The organism is Saccharicrinis aurantiacus (assembly GCF_947489045.1).
In the GTDB taxonomy this organism is placed as follows: domain Bacteria; phylum Bacteroidota; class Bacteroidia; order Bacteroidales; family Marinilabiliaceae; genus Saccharicrinis; species Saccharicrinis aurantiacus.
In genome coordinates this window covers 77,964-93,031 of sequence record NZ_CANLCN010000010.1, presented here as the reverse complement: position 1 = coordinate 93,031, position 15,068 = coordinate 77,964, and the positions used below count along the sequence as shown (strand labels likewise).

16 protein-coding genes are annotated in these 15,068 nt (G+C 35.0%); 11 read left to right on the top strand and 5 right to left on the bottom strand.

The window, feature by feature from the left end; translation table 11 throughout:
* The gene (ftsZ, locus tag QMO11_RS12880; protein ID WP_282037658.1) at positions 1–1,452 is read left to right on the top strand and encodes a cell division protein FtsZ; all 1,452 of its coding nucleotides are present in this window, start codon (positions 1–3) and stop codon (positions 1,450–1,452) included.
* Between the two features lie 20 nt (positions 1,453–1,472).
* Entirely contained in the window at positions 1,473–1,922 is a 450-nt protein-coding gene (locus QMO11_RS12875) for a GatB/YqeY domain-containing protein (protein ID WP_075602065.1), read from the top strand.
* A 59-nt stretch (positions 1,923–1,981) separates the two neighbouring features.
* On the opposite strand, the gene nhaA is transcribed toward QMO11_RS12875, so the two are convergent.
* The 5 genes from nhaA to QMO11_RS12850 all read right to left on the bottom strand — a co-directional run bounded on the left by nhaA (position 1,982) and on the right by QMO11_RS12850 (position 6,489).
* Positions 1,982–3,340: a Na+/H+ antiporter NhaA gene (nhaA, locus tag QMO11_RS12870; protein WP_075602066.1), complete on the bottom strand. Its 1,359-nt coding sequence runs from the start codon at positions 3,338–3,340 to the stop codon at positions 1,982–1,984.
* Positions 3,341–3,365: 25 nt separating this feature from the next.
* Positions 3,366–4,088, bottom strand: coding sequence for a nucleotidyltransferase family protein (locus QMO11_RS12865; protein ID WP_282037657.1), 723 nt, complete (start codon positions 4,086–4,088; stop codon positions 3,366–3,368).
* Positions 4,089–4,185: 97 nt separating this feature from the next.
* On the bottom strand, positions 4,186–4,482 hold the full coding sequence (locus QMO11_RS12860; RefSeq protein ID WP_282037656.1) for a hypothetical protein: 297 nt from the start codon (positions 4,480–4,482) through the stop codon (positions 4,186–4,188).
* Positions 4,483–4,704: 222 nt separating this feature from the next.
* The gene (locus QMO11_RS12855) at positions 4,705–4,905 is read right to left on the bottom strand and encodes a YwbE family protein (protein ID WP_075602069.1); all 201 of its coding nucleotides are present in this window, start codon (positions 4,903–4,905) and stop codon (positions 4,705–4,707) included.
* 369 nt (positions 4,906–5,274) lie between these two features.
* Positions 5,275–6,489 (bottom strand): BaiN/RdsA family NAD(P)/FAD-dependent oxidoreductase, encoded by a 1,215-nt coding sequence (locus tag QMO11_RS12850; RefSeq protein ID WP_282037655.1) that lies wholly within the window; start codon positions 6,487–6,489, stop codon positions 5,275–5,277.
* Positions 6,490–6,605: 116 nt separating this feature from the next.
* On the opposite strand from QMO11_RS12850, the gene QMO11_RS12845 reads away from it, so the two are divergent.
* The 9 genes from QMO11_RS12845 (at position 6,606) to QMO11_RS12805 (ending at position 15,065) form a co-directional block, all read left to right on the top strand.
* Positions 6,606–6,773: a hypothetical protein gene (locus QMO11_RS12845; protein WP_171973151.1), complete on the top strand. Its 168-nt coding sequence runs from the start codon at positions 6,606–6,608 to the stop codon at positions 6,771–6,773.
* Between the two features lie 572 nt (positions 6,774–7,345).
* Positions 7,346–8,332, top strand: coding sequence for a DUF4238 domain-containing protein (locus QMO11_RS12840; protein ID WP_282037654.1), 987 nt, complete (start codon positions 7,346–7,348; stop codon positions 8,330–8,332).
* A gap of 91 nt (positions 8,333–8,423) precedes the next feature.
* Positions 8,424–9,410, top strand: coding sequence for a DUF6438 domain-containing protein (locus QMO11_RS12835; RefSeq protein ID WP_282037653.1), 987 nt, complete (start codon positions 8,424–8,426; stop codon positions 9,408–9,410).
* Positions 9,411–9,575: 165 nt separating this feature from the next.
* Positions 9,576–10,187, top strand: a complete 612-nt coding sequence (locus QMO11_RS12830) for a MarC family protein (RefSeq protein WP_282037652.1) — start codon at positions 9,576–9,578, stop codon at positions 10,185–10,187.
* Between the two features lie 43 nt (positions 10,188–10,230).
* On the top strand, positions 10,231–10,764 hold the full coding sequence (locus QMO11_RS12825; RefSeq protein ID WP_282037651.1) for a GNAT family N-acetyltransferase: 534 nt from the start codon (positions 10,231–10,233) through the stop codon (positions 10,762–10,764).
* 11 nt (positions 10,765–10,775) lie between these two features.
* Positions 10,776–11,351 (top strand): YdeI/OmpD-associated family protein, encoded by a 576-nt coding sequence (locus tag QMO11_RS12820; RefSeq protein ID WP_282037650.1) that lies wholly within the window; start codon positions 10,776–10,778, stop codon positions 11,349–11,351.
* A gap of 170 nt (positions 11,352–11,521) precedes the next feature.
* The gene (locus QMO11_RS12815; RefSeq protein WP_075602076.1) at positions 11,522–11,923 is read left to right on the top strand and encodes a response regulator; all 402 of its coding nucleotides are present in this window, start codon (positions 11,522–11,524) and stop codon (positions 11,921–11,923) included.
* 246 nt (positions 11,924–12,169) lie between these two features.
* The gene (locus QMO11_RS12810; RefSeq protein WP_282037649.1) at positions 12,170–12,712 is read left to right on the top strand and encodes a heme NO-binding domain-containing protein; all 543 of its coding nucleotides are present in this window, start codon (positions 12,170–12,172) and stop codon (positions 12,710–12,712) included.
* Positions 12,705–15,065, top strand: coding sequence for a PAS domain S-box protein (locus QMO11_RS12805; protein ID WP_282037648.1), 2,361 nt, complete (start codon positions 12,705–12,707; stop codon positions 15,063–15,065). Before QMO11_RS12810 ends, QMO11_RS12805 begins: the two co-directional genes overlap by 8 nt.
* The last annotated feature ends 3 nt before the right edge of the window (positions 15,066–15,068 follow it).

The window sequence follows — 15,068 nt, the reverse complement described above, 5'->3', positions numbered from 1 at the left end:
ATGAGTGAGGACATAATGAACTTTGAGTTAGCTCAAAATGAAGACTGTATCATTAAGGTTATCGGAGTTGGAGGTGGAGGAAGTAATGCTGTAAACCACATGTTTAGTCAGGGGATTAAAGATGTGAGCTTTGTGGTTTGTAACACTGATTATCAAGCATTGGTAAATAGTCCTGTGCCTATTAAGATACAACTTGGAGAGTCGCTTACAGAAGGAAGAGGTGCTGGAAATAAACCGGATAAAGGTAGAGAGTCAGCCATCGAAAATATTGGTGATATTGAAAAGGTATTAAAGGATAATACCCGAATGGTATTTATCACCGCAGGTATGGGTGGAGGAACAGGAACTGGAGCTGCACCTATTATTGCAAAAACAGCACGAGAACTGGGAATACTTACAGTAGGAATTGTAACTATTCCTTTTCGTTTTGAAGGAAAATTAAGAATAACACAAGCTCTGGATGGTATTGCTGAAATGGAGCGCAATGTGGATTCATTATTAGTAATTAATAATGAGAAATTGCGAGGTATGTATGGCGATTTAAAATTATCGAATGCCTTTGCTAAAGCCGATGATGTGTTATCAACAGCAGCAAAAGGAATTGCTGAAATTATTACCGTTCATGGGTATATAAACGTGGATTTTGCAGATGTTGAAACTGTAATGCGCGAAAGTGGTGTTGCCATTATGGGTAGTGCCAATGCTGATGGTCCTAATAGAGCCATTGATGCCATAACTAAGGCCTTAGAATCGCCGCTGTTGAATAGTAACGATATTAGAGGAGCTAAAAATATACTATTAAATATTACTTCTGGCGAAGAGGAAATTACCATGGATGAGGTTGGTGAAATTACCGATTTTGTTCAAGAAACCGTGGGAGCTTCAGCTTCAATTATATGGGGTACTGGAACTGATGCTGATTTAGACCATCAGGTAAATGTAACCATTATAGCCACTGGTTTTGATACAAGAAGTATTGCTGAATTTTCGCAGCGTAATGAACCTAAAATAAAGAAGTTTACTTTGGAAGGTAGTGGGGAGGAAACCCGAGTTGAAAACAATACCGAGGAAGTAATTGATTTAAATGTAGGAGAGGTTCCTGAGGAGAATGAGGAATTGGATGCCGATAAGCGAATCAATCTTTTTTATAATACAGCCACACGCAAGCCAGCTAAAGAAACAAAGGGAGAACAAGAGTTAGCCTTTGAGGCAGATGCTATAAAAACTGGAGTTAGTGAGCGATTTGAGCTTTCGCAAGAAGATATGGAAGATGATAGGTATATTGAGCGAATAGAAAATATACCAGCATATAAACGTAAGCGTGTAAAACTACAAAGTACCGAAGCAGAAGAGGAAGACTTTAAAGTTTCAAGGTTTACGATTTCTGAAGATAAAAGTGGCAAGACAAAAATAGTAAGAGATAACCCTTACTTACATGATAACGTAGATTAGACTTAAGAAAAAATATAATAATGGCAATAGTAGAAGAAGTAAATAGCGGTATCAAAGAAGCCATGAAGGCTAAGGATAAAGTAAGGCTTGGTGCTTTACGAGGCGTAAAAAAGGAATTAATTGAAGCTAAAGCGGCGAAAGGCGTAGATGCTGAGATTACGGATGATGAGGCGATTAAAATTATCACTAAGATGGTAAAACAGCGCAAGGATTCTATTTCTATTTATAATGAACAAGGCAGAGCAGATCTTGCAGAGACTGAGGTTGCTGAGGTTGAAGTGTTATCGGTATTTTTACCAGAGCAGTTAACAGGAGAAAAGCTTGAAGAAGCAGTAAAAGCAGTTATCGAAAAAGTTGGTGCTTCATCTATGAAGGAAATGGGTAAAGTAATGGGTGTTGCTAGCAAAGAATTAGCTGGTAAGGCCGATGGTAAAGAAATATCGGAATTAGTAAAAAAGTTATTGGCTTAAGATTCAGTTAATAATCTAGATATTATGAGGGAGTCCTGTTCGGACTCCCTTTTTTTGTATTATAATTTCTTTCCTTGCATTACTTCTTCATCTCGCTTAAGCGAATATTTGAGTAAGAAGAAACCACAAAGTCCGGCTATTATTGATCCAATAAAAATACCAATCTTAGCTTGGTTAAGTAGGTCGCCACTATAGGCCAAACTCGCGATAAAAATACTCATGGTAAAACCAATACCGCCAAGTAAAGCCAAGCCTGCAAATGATAACCACGAAGATCCTTTGGGTTTAATAGCAATGCCTAATCGTACGGCTAACCACGAGAATAAAGTAATCCCTATCAGCTTACCAAATATTAAACTAACCGCAATAGCTATTGATACTGAAGTGAGGATAGGAGCACCCTCGTGTCCGCCGCTAAGCATAACACCTGCATTGGCTAATGCAAAAATAGGAAGCACAAAAATACTGATGAAACCGTGGAATTGGTGTTCGATATATTGTAATGGACTACGTACTTTAGATACTGCATATTCCATTTCATCAACCGCTTCTAACTGTTCATCACTTAGCACAATCTCATGCGCGTTTTTAGGGATGTTTAAAAAGGTTGAAATACCCCTTTGCATGCGCGGTACAAATTTGTCGATATGAACTTTTGGGCGTGCTGGAATTGTGAAGGCAATAAGTACTCCTGCTATGGTGGCATGTAAACCGCTACCAGGTCCTTCAGTACCCGACATAAGCACCAAATACCAAATAATGAAACCAAGGAATGTGTAAATTTTTAAATCTTGAACATTTCGTAAGTTTGCTACGGTTAAAATAAGTAATAGAACACCGGCAATCATAAGGTATGTCCAGTTTAAATCGCCACCATAGAATAAGGCAATTACTAAAACAGCACCTAAGTCATCAACAATGGCCAATGCCGTTAAAAATACCTTTAAACTTAGTGGTACTCTTTTTCCTAGCATACCTAAAATACCTAACGAGAAGGCAATATCAGTAGCCATTGGTATTCCCCAACCATCAGCAGCATCTCCAGAGATGCCAAAGCTTACAAAAAATAAGATAGGAACAATCATACCTCCAATAGCTCCAAAAATTGGTAAAGCAGCTTGTTTAAACGAACTTAATTCACCGGCTAAAAATTCGCGTTTAATCTCTAAACCAACTACAAAAAAGAAGATGGCCATTAAACCATCGTTGATCCAATGGTGCCAGGTCATGTTAATTGCAAACATCTCCACTTCAATTGCAAACATATCATGCCAAAGGTGCTCGTAGCCATGGTGTGCAACGTTAGCCCAAACTACCGCGGCAAAGGTAGCAAGCATCAATAGCACACTTCCATTGCTTATAGCTTTAAAGAAGTTCCGGAATATATTCTCATCCTTAGTATTAGTTACACTTGTCATTTTTTTTCAGTTATTGATTATGAGTTTATTGTTTTTTCATAAAATCATTGGCTTTTTCCCACTTTTCAGGTGTTCCAATATCAAACCAATAATTATTTAAGCATTTCCATGCAAAAATAGAATGTTCTTTTGATAAATCAAGATATCCATTTGTAATTGAGAATTTTCTGACATCGCCAAGCAAATTTAATATCGAATAATCTACAATATGAACACCCGAGAAAGCAAGTGACTCATAACTTTCAGCTTTTCGAGTATATATAAATTCGTTGGTATTGATGTTTTTCCATCCCGAAAGCTTCATATCCTTATTAAATAAGAAGTAGCGCGATGTTTCTCTATCCTTAACCATTAATGTGGCAATGCCTTTTTTCTGCTTATGATACGCAATCATCTCAGCAAGGTTTGCAGAAGTAATAATATCTGCATTATATAATATAATGGCTTTGTTAGGAATAAATAAATTCTTAGCAAATAAGAGGCCTCCACCTGTTTCTAAGAGTTCTTCCGACTCATCGGAAATACAAATATCTACACCCGTAAAATGAAGCGTAGCAATGTAGTCTTTAATCATCTCGGCATGGTGGTGAACATTTACAACAATATTGGTTGCACCTGCTGCAGATAGCTTTTCGATGGCATGCAGCAGCATAGGTTTACCAGCCATTTTGACCAATGCTTTGGGTTTATTTTTTGAGATACTTCCGAGTCGCGTGCCCAATCCGGCGGCAAAAATTAGTGCATTCATAGAAAATTATTTAGAACCGCAGGCAATAATAAATAATTTTAGCACCATTTGCCAATTCAGTATCGCCTAATCACTATAATAGGGGCTTTATGGCGAATTAAAAGTTTACAAAATTACCAGAATCTTCAAAATGTTTCTGATCCACATTATAGTTACCTGTGAATGTCCCTTTTTCCTGGGTTTTATTGCCTAGCACATCCACTAGTTTGCAGTTAAAATCGGCAATCACTTCAATAAAGCCATTTACTTCATCTTTATAGTACACATTACTGCCGTAGATGCGATTGAGTGATGTGCCTATTAATTCGCAATTGAGCTCAACACTATGTGTTACAATTCTATCATGAAGTATTTCTTCAATTTTTTGCTTTATATCGTACTCAATATATTCCATGTGTGGTATTTCTTTAGCTTGGGTATTTAATTAGATGTTTAGTTTGAAGATAGAAGACTGTAGAGTTTTTGATAAGACTAGATGTTAATTCCTTATATCAATACATCACAGGGTTTTATCGAACTGTTGCGTATTGATTGCTTGTCCTACTTTAAGATTATATAGTCAGTACATTGTATTTTCACAACTGTCTACAGTTTAAAAACTAACTCACTATGCTTATTAGTCCTCCTCGATAATTTCTTGCACTCTGCCCACATCACCATCTTCAAGTCTAACTTTAATTCCATGGGGATGAAAAGCGCTTTTAGTCAGAATATCTTTTACAAAACCATGGGTTAATTCGCCCGTACGTTGGTGTTGCTTTAATACAATGTTAACCTCGGTACCAATACTTATATCTTTTCTGTTTTTTCCGTTCATGAGTGCAAAATTAAGCTTTAGAATACGTATAAAAAAGGATTCGGCCAATAGCGTCCTAAATGATTCGTAACTTTAATTCTAAGTTGTTATTATTTAGTTTGTTATTAGATTGTTCTTTTTCACAGCTTTGTATTTAAGCGCCTCGTTATGGCGAGGCACGTGGCCATCTCAAGGCGAGAAACAAAAGGTAAAATGCCTTAAGATTGCTTCGTTCCTCGCAACGACGTAATACCGTTGAAAGCTACAAAGCCTTTTGTAACTTAGCATTAATCTTTCCTGCGGATAGCAGAAAATCATACTGAATAGTTCCGTTTTTTACTACTGGCTACTGCACAAAAACTACGGAGCTATTCATATAATACTCTTCAATTAATTGAGCTGCCCAGCCACGTATCCGGTAGTCCAAGCAGCCTGTAAATTATATCCGCCAGTAATGGCATCAATATCTAAAACCTCGCCAGCAAAATATAAGTTATCAACAACCTTACTTTGCATGGTTTTGGTATCAATACTTTTGATGCTCACACCACCGCAGGTTACAAACTCATCTCTAAATTTCGAAACCCCTTCTACCTGATAATCATCATTGGTGAGTATATTGCTCAGTTTATTAATGCCTTTTTTGCCCAACTCACTCCATTTCTTAGTTTGCGGAATGTCGCATTTATCTAGTAAGAACAACCACAAACGTTCTGATAAACCATAGGGTTTTACATTCTGAACAATTTTGTTTTTATTCTCATTGGCCAATTCTTTAAGGTGCGCATTTACGGCTTCGGTGTTGATGGTATTGCACCAGTTAACGGCAACCTTAAAATTGTAATTGCTCTCGTTGGCCAGGCGAGCTCCAAAGGCCGAAAGCTTTAATATGGCTGGTCCGCTCATGCCCCAATGGGTGATTAATAAAGGACCGTTGGCTTTCAATTTGGTGCCTTGTATGCTCACCAAAGCATCTTCAACCACCACGCCCATTAGTTTTTTTACTTTTTCGTTGGGCATGTTAAAGGTGAATAGCGATGGCACTGGTGCTTCAATTTCATGACCTATATTTTTGAGCCAATCTAAACCTTTTTCTTGTGGCGATCCGCCAGTGGTAACAATCACCTTATCGAATAAGCGCGGAGGCATTTTATCATCTAAAAAACAAAGCTGCAAGCCTTGCTTTGTTTCGTTAATAGCACTAACGGCAAGTCCGGTTTTAATGCTTACGCCCAATTGCTTGCACTGCTTTAAAAAGCAATCGATAATACTTTGCGAATCCTGCGAAACAGGAAATACACAATTATCGTCTTGTATGGTTAAGGGAACACTGCGTTCCTCGAACCATTGCATGGCATGTTTGGTGTTAAAAGTATGGAATAACTTTTTTAGTGTTTTGGCACCGCGAGGATAGGCCTTGCAAAGCTCGCTTATTGAAGTGCAGCCATTGGTAACATTACAGCGTCCGCCGCCCGATATTTTAACCTTGGCCAATACCTTGCTCGATTTCTCGAGAATGGTCACTTCTGCTTCGGGGTATTTTTCTTTGGCAGTAATTGCCGAAAAAAAACCTGCTGCTCCACCTCCTATAATTCCAACTTTCATAGCTGCAAAAGTAAGGCTTTTTATACCTTACTCATATAACAAAAGGCAAAAGTATTGCTAGTTTGTAGCATTGATATTTAGTGATAATAGGTGAAAAGCTTAAAGCTAGCGATAGTATGATTATTAGAGATCAGATGTATACTTTGCTAAAAAGATATGTAGACGAAATACGTAGCTGTGGCAAGTATTTATTTTGGCGCAACAGCGATCGCTTACGCGGATACAGTAGCGAATACAAACGCAAACAATACTTACGCAATAAAAAGAAGGAAACCGTAAGTTAGTTAAGGATTATGCCTTGTAGGTATAAGTACGAAGAAGGTTGCCAACTACGGCAGCCTTTTTTTATTTAAAATAAGCGCTGTATCCCGCTAGGGGACTATGCAAACCTCTAGGGGGCGACAAGAAAATATGGGGGAGTGCCATATCCTCTAGGTGAGCATGTTATTAGTCTAGGGGGCGCTGTAAATTGCTAGTAGCTTGGCACCATTTGCCTAGGGGACGCCATAAATATTTAGTAGTTTATTGCCAATCCCTCGGGGGGATGCCCATAAGTGTAGGGGATACTGTAAAAGTATTAGTGGGCGTATCATATTGTATCGTTATCATTAAATACCTCTCAATTTTAATAACAAATGGTTGTTACCTTATTTAATTTGAGTAAAAATTGAGCCTATAAAACAAAATAGACTAGAATTTTCGCTAGTTTCATGAGCAAAATAAGCACTAGCGATAGACTTATATTGAAACCATAGGTGAGTATGTAGAATATATGGAAGTATGGTGGGGTGTATTTGGTGGGAGATTTGATAAGTTCTCCCCTAGTTAGAGGAATTTAGTAAATAAAGATAATTCTATGAATAAAAACCAAAATAAGATACAACACTTTGTTCCTCAGTGTTATTTAAGGAATTTTTCTCCAAATGGCATTTATGTTTTCATATATGACAAAATAGCAAAGAAGCAATATCGAAATTCAGTTGACAAAATTGCATATGAGGACTTTTTTTATGAATTACCAGAATCTTTTATTACCAATCTTAGCGAGATTCCTTTTGGAACAAAGTTTTATGAAAAAGAATTTTTTGCGAATAATGTAGAAAGTTTGTTTACAAAACTTCTTGAAAAAATAGTTGAAAAGCAACAGAAGTGGATTAATAATAGGAAATCCTTCGAGGTTTTTAACAATGAGGAAAAATATTTATTTGCTCAATTAATAGCTATTCAATACTTAAGAATGCCAAATATTAGAGAGAAGTATTCTGATGCAAGTAAAAAACACATTAATGCAGAGCAGAAAATTATAAAAGCTTTTCTAAGCAAATCGAAACCTGAATTAAAAGATTCATTTGATAAAATAAATGTTCAATATAATAAAGCTTATGACCCAATATTGCATTCCGAAATATTCGCAAATATTGACTTATTTGTCGGCATGGCAGAACAATTAATAAATAAGCATTGGATATTTTATTATAATGACAATAATGATTTCTTTACTTCTGATAATCCGATTATTGTAAAACCGCACATTCAGAAACAGAAACCATATTACGAAGGATTTGGGATGAGAGGTGTAGAGATCATATTTCCAATTAGCAGTACCATTCTGTTATCGATATTAGATGAAGACTATTTTAAAATATCAGAAAATTTGACTGCTCCATTTAATAAAATAAGTGATAAGAAAAAAAGAGAATACAATTTTTACCAGTATATGTTTTCAAATAGACAGACATACTCCTATAATAATGATTTTAGTATAATAGAAATGCTTATTTCATTAAATAAAGGGGAGGAGTTTTTTGGACCTAAATCAAAGATTCTTGTAAATGGTAAATAAGCCTAGCGCAATAAATATAGACAATGCACAGCATAAGTAAACTATGAGACTCAGGTGGCAATACACTGCATATAAAACACAATAACCTACAATGAGATATATTCAATTGACACTGATTTTAGTCTTAATGATTAGTTGCTCAAACCAAAAGCAGATAAACAAAGGTATCACTTCGATATATTGGAATTTACATGTTAATTACAATGATAGCAACTTGCTAAAGTTTAAAGACCAGGCACTTTACTTTAAGAAAGGGGTTTCTTATTTTTTTGATAACAAGATTGCGAATTATTCTATTTCGAATGACACAATTATTATTTGTGATACATCATATTATAAAAAATGGATAGTCGACAAAGGAATTAGCTCCGTTGCAAAAGTTGAGACTAAATTTCACGAGGTTATTAATGATGATAGCTTATATAGAGTGACTTATAAATATTTAGTAGGGAAAATTAAAAAAGTAGACTCAGACAGTTTGGTAATTGAGAAAATAGAAGGATTTGGATTTCCATTTAAATATCAAGACGTATTTAGATTTTATAACGATACATACCTTTATGATAAAGACTTGAGAGTTGATACAATTGAGTTTTCAAACAGTTTGTGTTATGGGAATTGTCCTGCAATAGCCATGAAAATAGATAAGGGACTGAACTTTGATTTTTGGGGTGGTAAATATTCAGACAAGAAAGGGTTCCGTAAAGGTGTAATTACTAATTCTCAATTTAATCAATTAGAAAGCTTAATAAGAATTGCAAATATTGAAAACAATATTACAGATTTTTACCCACCTGTTGACGCACCATACGTGGAGATTATTATTGACTACAACAACAATAAAACAAAACGATTTTGGGGATATGTAGGAGATTTTCCCGTGAGGCTTAAAAACGTAGCTCTCGAAATGTTTGAATTATATAAAACTTCATCATTAGACTCATGCGGATGTAAATTGACTTTCGAGGTTGAGCTAGACATTCCTGAAAAAAGAGTGCCTCCACCTCCACCTCCAGAAGAAATACTAAAAGTGTTTGAAGATGTTTTAAAAGAAGAAGTTGAAATTGATGATAATTAATAAAATAATGCTATCGCTGCCGCACGTGTCCCCGCGTGTGGTTATACATAGCATAAGTAAACTATGAGACTCGTGCGATCAGCGGGGATAGCCAATATTCCCCTAATCTTTAATTTCGGTTAGGTCAAAACAAATAATTGTAAAGCTAAATAAAACCATATTTATATGATAGATACCTTATTAACATCGTTTATTACTTTTTTTACCGTAATTGATCCAATTGGTACTATACCTGTTTTTATAGCAGTAACAGCATCTGTCAATAATAATGATAAAAAGAAGATTGCAATTAAAGCTGCAGCAACTGCCGCAGGAGTATTGTTGTTTTTTATTGTATTAGGGGAGATAATTATTAATGCAATTGATATTCCCTTGCCCACGTTTCAGATTGCTGGTGGCATTGTACTATTTCTTTTTGCCCTTACCATGATTTTTGGAGAAAGTAAACCTGAAGAAGAACTATCTCATCTTGATAAAAAAGAAGATAAAGCCATATTCCCTTTGGCCATGCCATCTTTGGCCAGTCCAGGGGCAATACTTGCAGCCATTCTACTAACCGAAAATAGCAAGTACAGTATTGCCGATCAATCGTTAACTGCATTAATGATGTTGGCTGTAATTTTTATCGCATTGATATTTATGCTTCTTTCAGCAAAAATATTTAAATACATAGGCAATAGTGGTGCTGCAATAATCAGCAGGGTTATGGGCCTTATTCTTTCATCAGTGGCTGTGGCTAATGTACTACAAGGTATTAAGATATACTTTGACCTTTAATAATTAAATAAACAACTTACTCTAAGCTATAAAAAGTACCAGTATGAAATCCCATTTAGAATTAAGAACAGAGCGTTTACTTCTTAGGCCCATAAAAGCAAGTGATGCAGCAGGAATATTTACCTATCGATCAGACGCTGAAACGAATAAATATCAAGGCTGGATTCCTGAAACTATTGAAGATGTAAGCTCCTTTTTAGCTAAAGTTTCTACTGAGATTAACATTGCAGATACCTGGTTTCAGTTTGTAATTATCGATATAAAAACATCTACAATAATTGGTGATGTAGGCATTCATTTTATTGATGCGGCGCAGGCAGAAATTGGCTGTACCTTGGCAAAGAATCAGCATGGTAAAGGTTATGCAAGCGAAGCACTAAAAGCTGTGATTGACTATTTGTTTCACACGCTAAATAAGCATCGAATCATTGCCTCAATAGACCCACTTAATGTGAGTTCCATTAGCTTAGTTGAAAGATTAAACTTTAGGAAAGAAGCCCACTTTAAAGAAAGCTTGTTTATCAATGGCGAATGGGTAGATGATATTGTATATGCCATCATGAAAAAGGAATGGTAGAATATTTTGCTATGAAAAACATTGAAGATTATACTCCCAAAAACAAAAGCGATTGGAGAAAATGGCTCGAATTAAACCACAATAAAAAGGAGGCGGTTTGGCTTGTTTTCTACAAAAAGAATTCACCCCAGTATAATTTAAGTTGGAGTGAGTCTGTTAATGAAGCGCTTTGCTTTGGATGGATTGATAGTACAAAAAGAACCATCGATAATAATAGCTACAAGCAGTATTTTACCAAGCGTAAGGCTAAAAGTAATTGGTCGAGAATTAATAAAGATAAGGTAGAAAACTTAATTGCCCAAGGCCTTATGCAAGCAAGCGGTTATAAAAGTATTGCGCTTGCCAAAGAAAATGGATCTTGGATACTCTTGGATTCGGTGGAGGCACTAATAGTTCCGCAGGATTTAGAAGAAGCATTGGAAAAGTATAATGGCTCAAAAATATACTTTGATAAGCTAAGCAAGTCTGAAAAAAAGATTTTGCTGTATTGGATAGTCTCGGCTAAACGCGATGAAACCCGAAAGAAAAGGATTTTAGAAATAGCGGTGAATGCAAGCCAAAATCAGAAACCCAAACCGTTTAGGTAGAGTATAGCTTACTCCGTTTAAGTATTATTGGGTGGTAAAATACTTATAATTATTCATCGAAACTCAACTACCATTCGTCGATACTTAAATGCATTTTAACGATAGTTAGAAACGTAATCCCTCAAATATTTGAATATTTGTTACACTATAAACTATATAATGTAAGCCGTATGAATATTTTATTTATAGAAGACGATGCCATTGAGACCATGAAGCTTCACAGAGCTGTGAAGAAGTTAAATTGTAACCATAATATTGCTGAGGCTAAAAATGGCGAAGAGGCCTTAGAGTACCTAAACTCTTATCAGGTTAAACCTGATATTATACTGCTTGATTTAAACATGCCGCGTATGAGTGGTATTGATTTTCTTAAAATTCTGAAGGCAGATGAGGTATTGAAATATTTGCCCACAATAGTTTTAACAACCTCAGAGAATAGAATAGATTTACTCGAGTGTTACAAAATTGGTATTGCAGGCTATGTAGTAAAACCTCTACGCTATGCAGATTATGAAGAAAATTTGGATAAGATCTTTAAGTATTGGGAAATTAATTCATTAGTTAAGCCATAAAAATAGCAAAGTCTCTTCATGTTGCCGATGTTAATAATTATATTTAGGTGTAGTTAAGGGTCTTAAGGAAAGTTTTGAGATTGGTAATTTGATTTATATTGGCAAAGTTTATTTTTTATCAGATAGTAACTGATAAAGAATAAAAATATGCTGAAGCCAATGAAATCAAGGTTCTAATTTAGATATTCAATCCACTTTGAGCTACATTTTATAATAATTACAAGCTTAATCTTAAACATTCAAATTATGAAGGGTATTGTATTTACAGAATTCCTCGAAATGGTGGAGGAAACTTTTGGTCTTGAAGTAGTTGATCAGATTATTGAAGAAGCAAATTTAGAATCAGAAGGAATATACACTTCTGTGGGCACTTATGAATTTTCTGAAATGCTCACTCTAATATCAAACTTAAGCGATAAAGTAAAAATATCAATTAATGATTTATTGTATGAGTTTGGTAAGTTTCTGTTTAATAGTTTAGGGCAAGCACATCCTGAAGTGATAAAAAGTTATACAGATCCTATTAATATGATACAATCCATCGAAGATCATATTCATGTGCACGTAAAAAAACTATATCCCGATGCCGAATTGCCAACGTTTAATGTATTGGAGAAAACAGATACTTCTATTATTACAATATATGAATCCAGTAGAGGTTTATATGCACTAGCTCATGGTTTGATGGAACAAGCTTTTCGTCACTTTGGTAAAGATGTATCAATCACTTATACATTATTGCAAGAAGATGGAACTAAGGTGAAATTTGAAGCGAAACAGAATGCCTAATAATGAGATAGATATATTAAAGCGAAGCATAGAGCGCCAAAAGAAAGCTAGAAAGCAGGCTGAACGAATCTTAGAAGAGAAGTCGAAAGATTTATACGACCTTACATTGCAGTTGAGAGAAACCAATGAGCGACTTGAAAATCTATTATCTGAAAAAACATCTGAATTAGAAGGGGTCTTTATCAATATTATCGATCCATACATTGTTATGGATCCTGGTGGCAAGGTGATAAAGATGAACCAGGCTGCCATATCGTTATTAGGATATAATTTTAAAGATGAGGATTTTAATTTAAAGAGTATTATACACCCAGATTATCTCGAACAATCCAAAAAATCATTTGAACAGTTATATGAAGTTGGGACTATAAAAAACTTCAAAACAAAGATTATTGCCAATGATAAATCAGAGATACTTGTTCAGCTTAATGCTAGCGTTATTTACGATAAGCACAAAAAAGCCATTGCAGCACAAGGCATATTACGAGATATTACTAGAGAAGAAGAAGTAAAACAATTACTTGCAGTACAAAAACGACAATTGGATATTATTGTTGAAAACTCACCACTTGGAATTGTTTTAACAGATAAAGGTGAGATAATAAAATCAAACCACGCTTTTCAAAATTACCTAGGTTATTCGAAGTCTGAAATTGAAGGAATGATTGTGAAAGAAATTTCTTCACCTGAAGACATAGATGAATCCCTTCGTTTAATGGAAAAAATGGAAGAAGGTGACATTGATAAGTTTACTCTCATAAAGCGTTATACTAAGAAAGATGGATCTCAATTTTTAGCACGTACCTCGGTTAGTGCGGTAAGAGATAGTAGTGGTACTATGGAGTATCAAGTAGCCATAGTGGAGGATATTACCAAAGAACGAGAAGCAGCAGATTTACTAAAGGAATCGGAAAGTAGGTTATCATCGCTTATTTCTAATTTACATTTGGGGGTATTACTTGAGGATAAGAAGCAAAATATTGTTCTTAGTAATCAAATGTTCTGTAAGTTATTCAGTACAGGAAAATCACCTGACGAGCTCTTAGGTAAACACGTGTCTTCTGTTTCAGATCTAGTGGATTCGTGGATTGTAGATTTACCTTCATTTAAAAAACTTACTCAAACTTTACTTAAGGAGAAAAAAACAGTACTTGGTAAAATTATAGAATTGCATGGGGGCCAGATTATTGAAATAGATTATATACCTATTTATAGTAATGGATTATATACTGGGCATTTATGGATTTTTAATGATGTAACGGTAAGAAATAATTACCGACGTAATCTCGAAATTCAAAAAGAGAAATACAGTAGTATTATAGCCAATATGAATTTGGGCCTTATTGAGGTTAATAATGATGATATTATACTTTTGGTCAATCAAAGTTTTTGCCAAATGAGTGGCTATTCAGAGGCAGAACTACTAGGCGAAAAAGGAGCGGATATATTATCGGTAAAAAATAAAGAACTTCTCTTAAGTAAAAGCAAAGAACGACTGAAACATCATTCTGATTCATACGAAGTACAGGTGAAAAATAAAGATGGGGAATGGCGTTATTGGCTCATTAGTGGTGCTCCGAGATATGATGAGACAGGAAAAGTTGTAGGAACCATAGGTATTCATTTAGATGTAACAGAACAAAAACAACTTGAGCTTCAAAAGGAACAATTACTCAATCAACTAGAATCCAGTAATGTTGCTTTAAAAGAGTATGCTCATATTGTATCACATGATTTAAAATCTCCTTTACGTAGTTTAAATGCCCTTTTAACTTGGATGAAGGAAGATTACGGAGATGTGCTTGATGATGCTGGAATCCAAAACCTAAACCTTATGGAAGATAAGTTAGAGGCTATGGATAACCTCATAAATGGGATCTTACAATATTCAAGTATTCAGGATGATGTCTCAAAAAATACTAGTGTTGATGTTAACGAGGTAGTTAAGGAGATTGAAGAAATTATATATATACCACCGCATGTTAAAATTAATATAGTTAATACTTTACCAACAATTATTGCTGATAAAACAAAAATTCATCAGTTGCTACAAAATATATTAACTAATGCAGTAGCTCATATTGAATGTGAAGAAGGTCTTGTAGAAATTGGGAGTAGGGATAGTGGAGATTGTTGGACCTTTAGGATTAAAGATAACGGTACTGGTATCCCACCAGAATATCATGAAAAGATTTTTGATATATTTCAGACTATTGGAAATAAAGAAGGATCAACAGGTATTGGTTTATCAATTGTTAAAAAGATTATTGAAATTTATAACGGTGAAATTTGCCTAGACTCGGCTAAAGGCAAGGGAACTGAGTTTTATTTTACATTAGCCAAAAATAAATAAGCC

Coding starts and splice junctions, on each gene's coding strand:
- ftsZ (WP_282037658.1), top strand. CDS start 1: ATGAGTGAGGACATAATGAACTTTGAGTTAGCTCAAAATGAAGACTGT.
- QMO11_RS12875 (WP_075602065.1), top strand. CDS start 1,473: ATGGCAATAGTAGAAGAAGTAAATAGCGGTATCAAAGAAGCCATGAAG.
- nhaA (WP_075602066.1), bottom strand. CDS start 3,340: ATGACAAGTGTAACTAATACTAAGGATGAGAATATATTCCGGAACTTC.
- QMO11_RS12865 (WP_282037657.1), bottom strand. CDS start 4,088: ATGAATGCACTAATTTTTGCCGCCGGATTGGGCACGCGACTCGGAAGT.
- QMO11_RS12860 (WP_282037656.1), bottom strand. CDS start 4,482: ATGGAATATATTGAGTACGATATAAAGCAAAAAATTGAAGAAATACTT.
- QMO11_RS12855 (WP_075602069.1), bottom strand. CDS start 4,905: ATGAACGGAAAAAACAGAAAAGATATAAGTATTGGTACCGAGGTTAAC.
- QMO11_RS12850 (WP_282037655.1), bottom strand. CDS start 6,489: ATGAAAGTTGGAATTATAGGAGGTGGAGCAGCAGGTTTTTTTTCGGCA.
- QMO11_RS12845 (WP_171973151.1), top strand. CDS start 6,606: ATGATTATTAGAGATCAGATGTATACTTTGCTAAAAAGATATGTAGAC.
- QMO11_RS12840 (WP_282037654.1), top strand. CDS start 7,346: ATGAATAAAAACCAAAATAAGATACAACACTTTGTTCCTCAGTGTTAT.
- QMO11_RS12835 (WP_282037653.1), top strand. CDS start 8,424: ATGAGATATATTCAATTGACACTGATTTTAGTCTTAATGATTAGTTGC.
- QMO11_RS12830 (WP_282037652.1), top strand. CDS start 9,576: ATGATAGATACCTTATTAACATCGTTTATTACTTTTTTTACCGTAATT.
- QMO11_RS12825 (WP_282037651.1), top strand. CDS start 10,231: ATGAAATCCCATTTAGAATTAAGAACAGAGCGTTTACTTCTTAGGCCC.
- QMO11_RS12820 (WP_282037650.1), top strand. CDS start 10,776: ATGAAAAACATTGAAGATTATACTCCCAAAAACAAAAGCGATTGGAGA.
- QMO11_RS12815 (WP_075602076.1), top strand. CDS start 11,522: ATGAATATTTTATTTATAGAAGACGATGCCATTGAGACCATGAAGCTT.
- QMO11_RS12810 (WP_282037649.1), top strand. CDS start 12,170: ATGAAGGGTATTGTATTTACAGAATTCCTCGAAATGGTGGAGGAAACT.
- QMO11_RS12805 (WP_282037648.1), top strand. CDS start 12,705: ATGCCTAATAATGAGATAGATATATTAAAGCGAAGCATAGAGCGCCAA.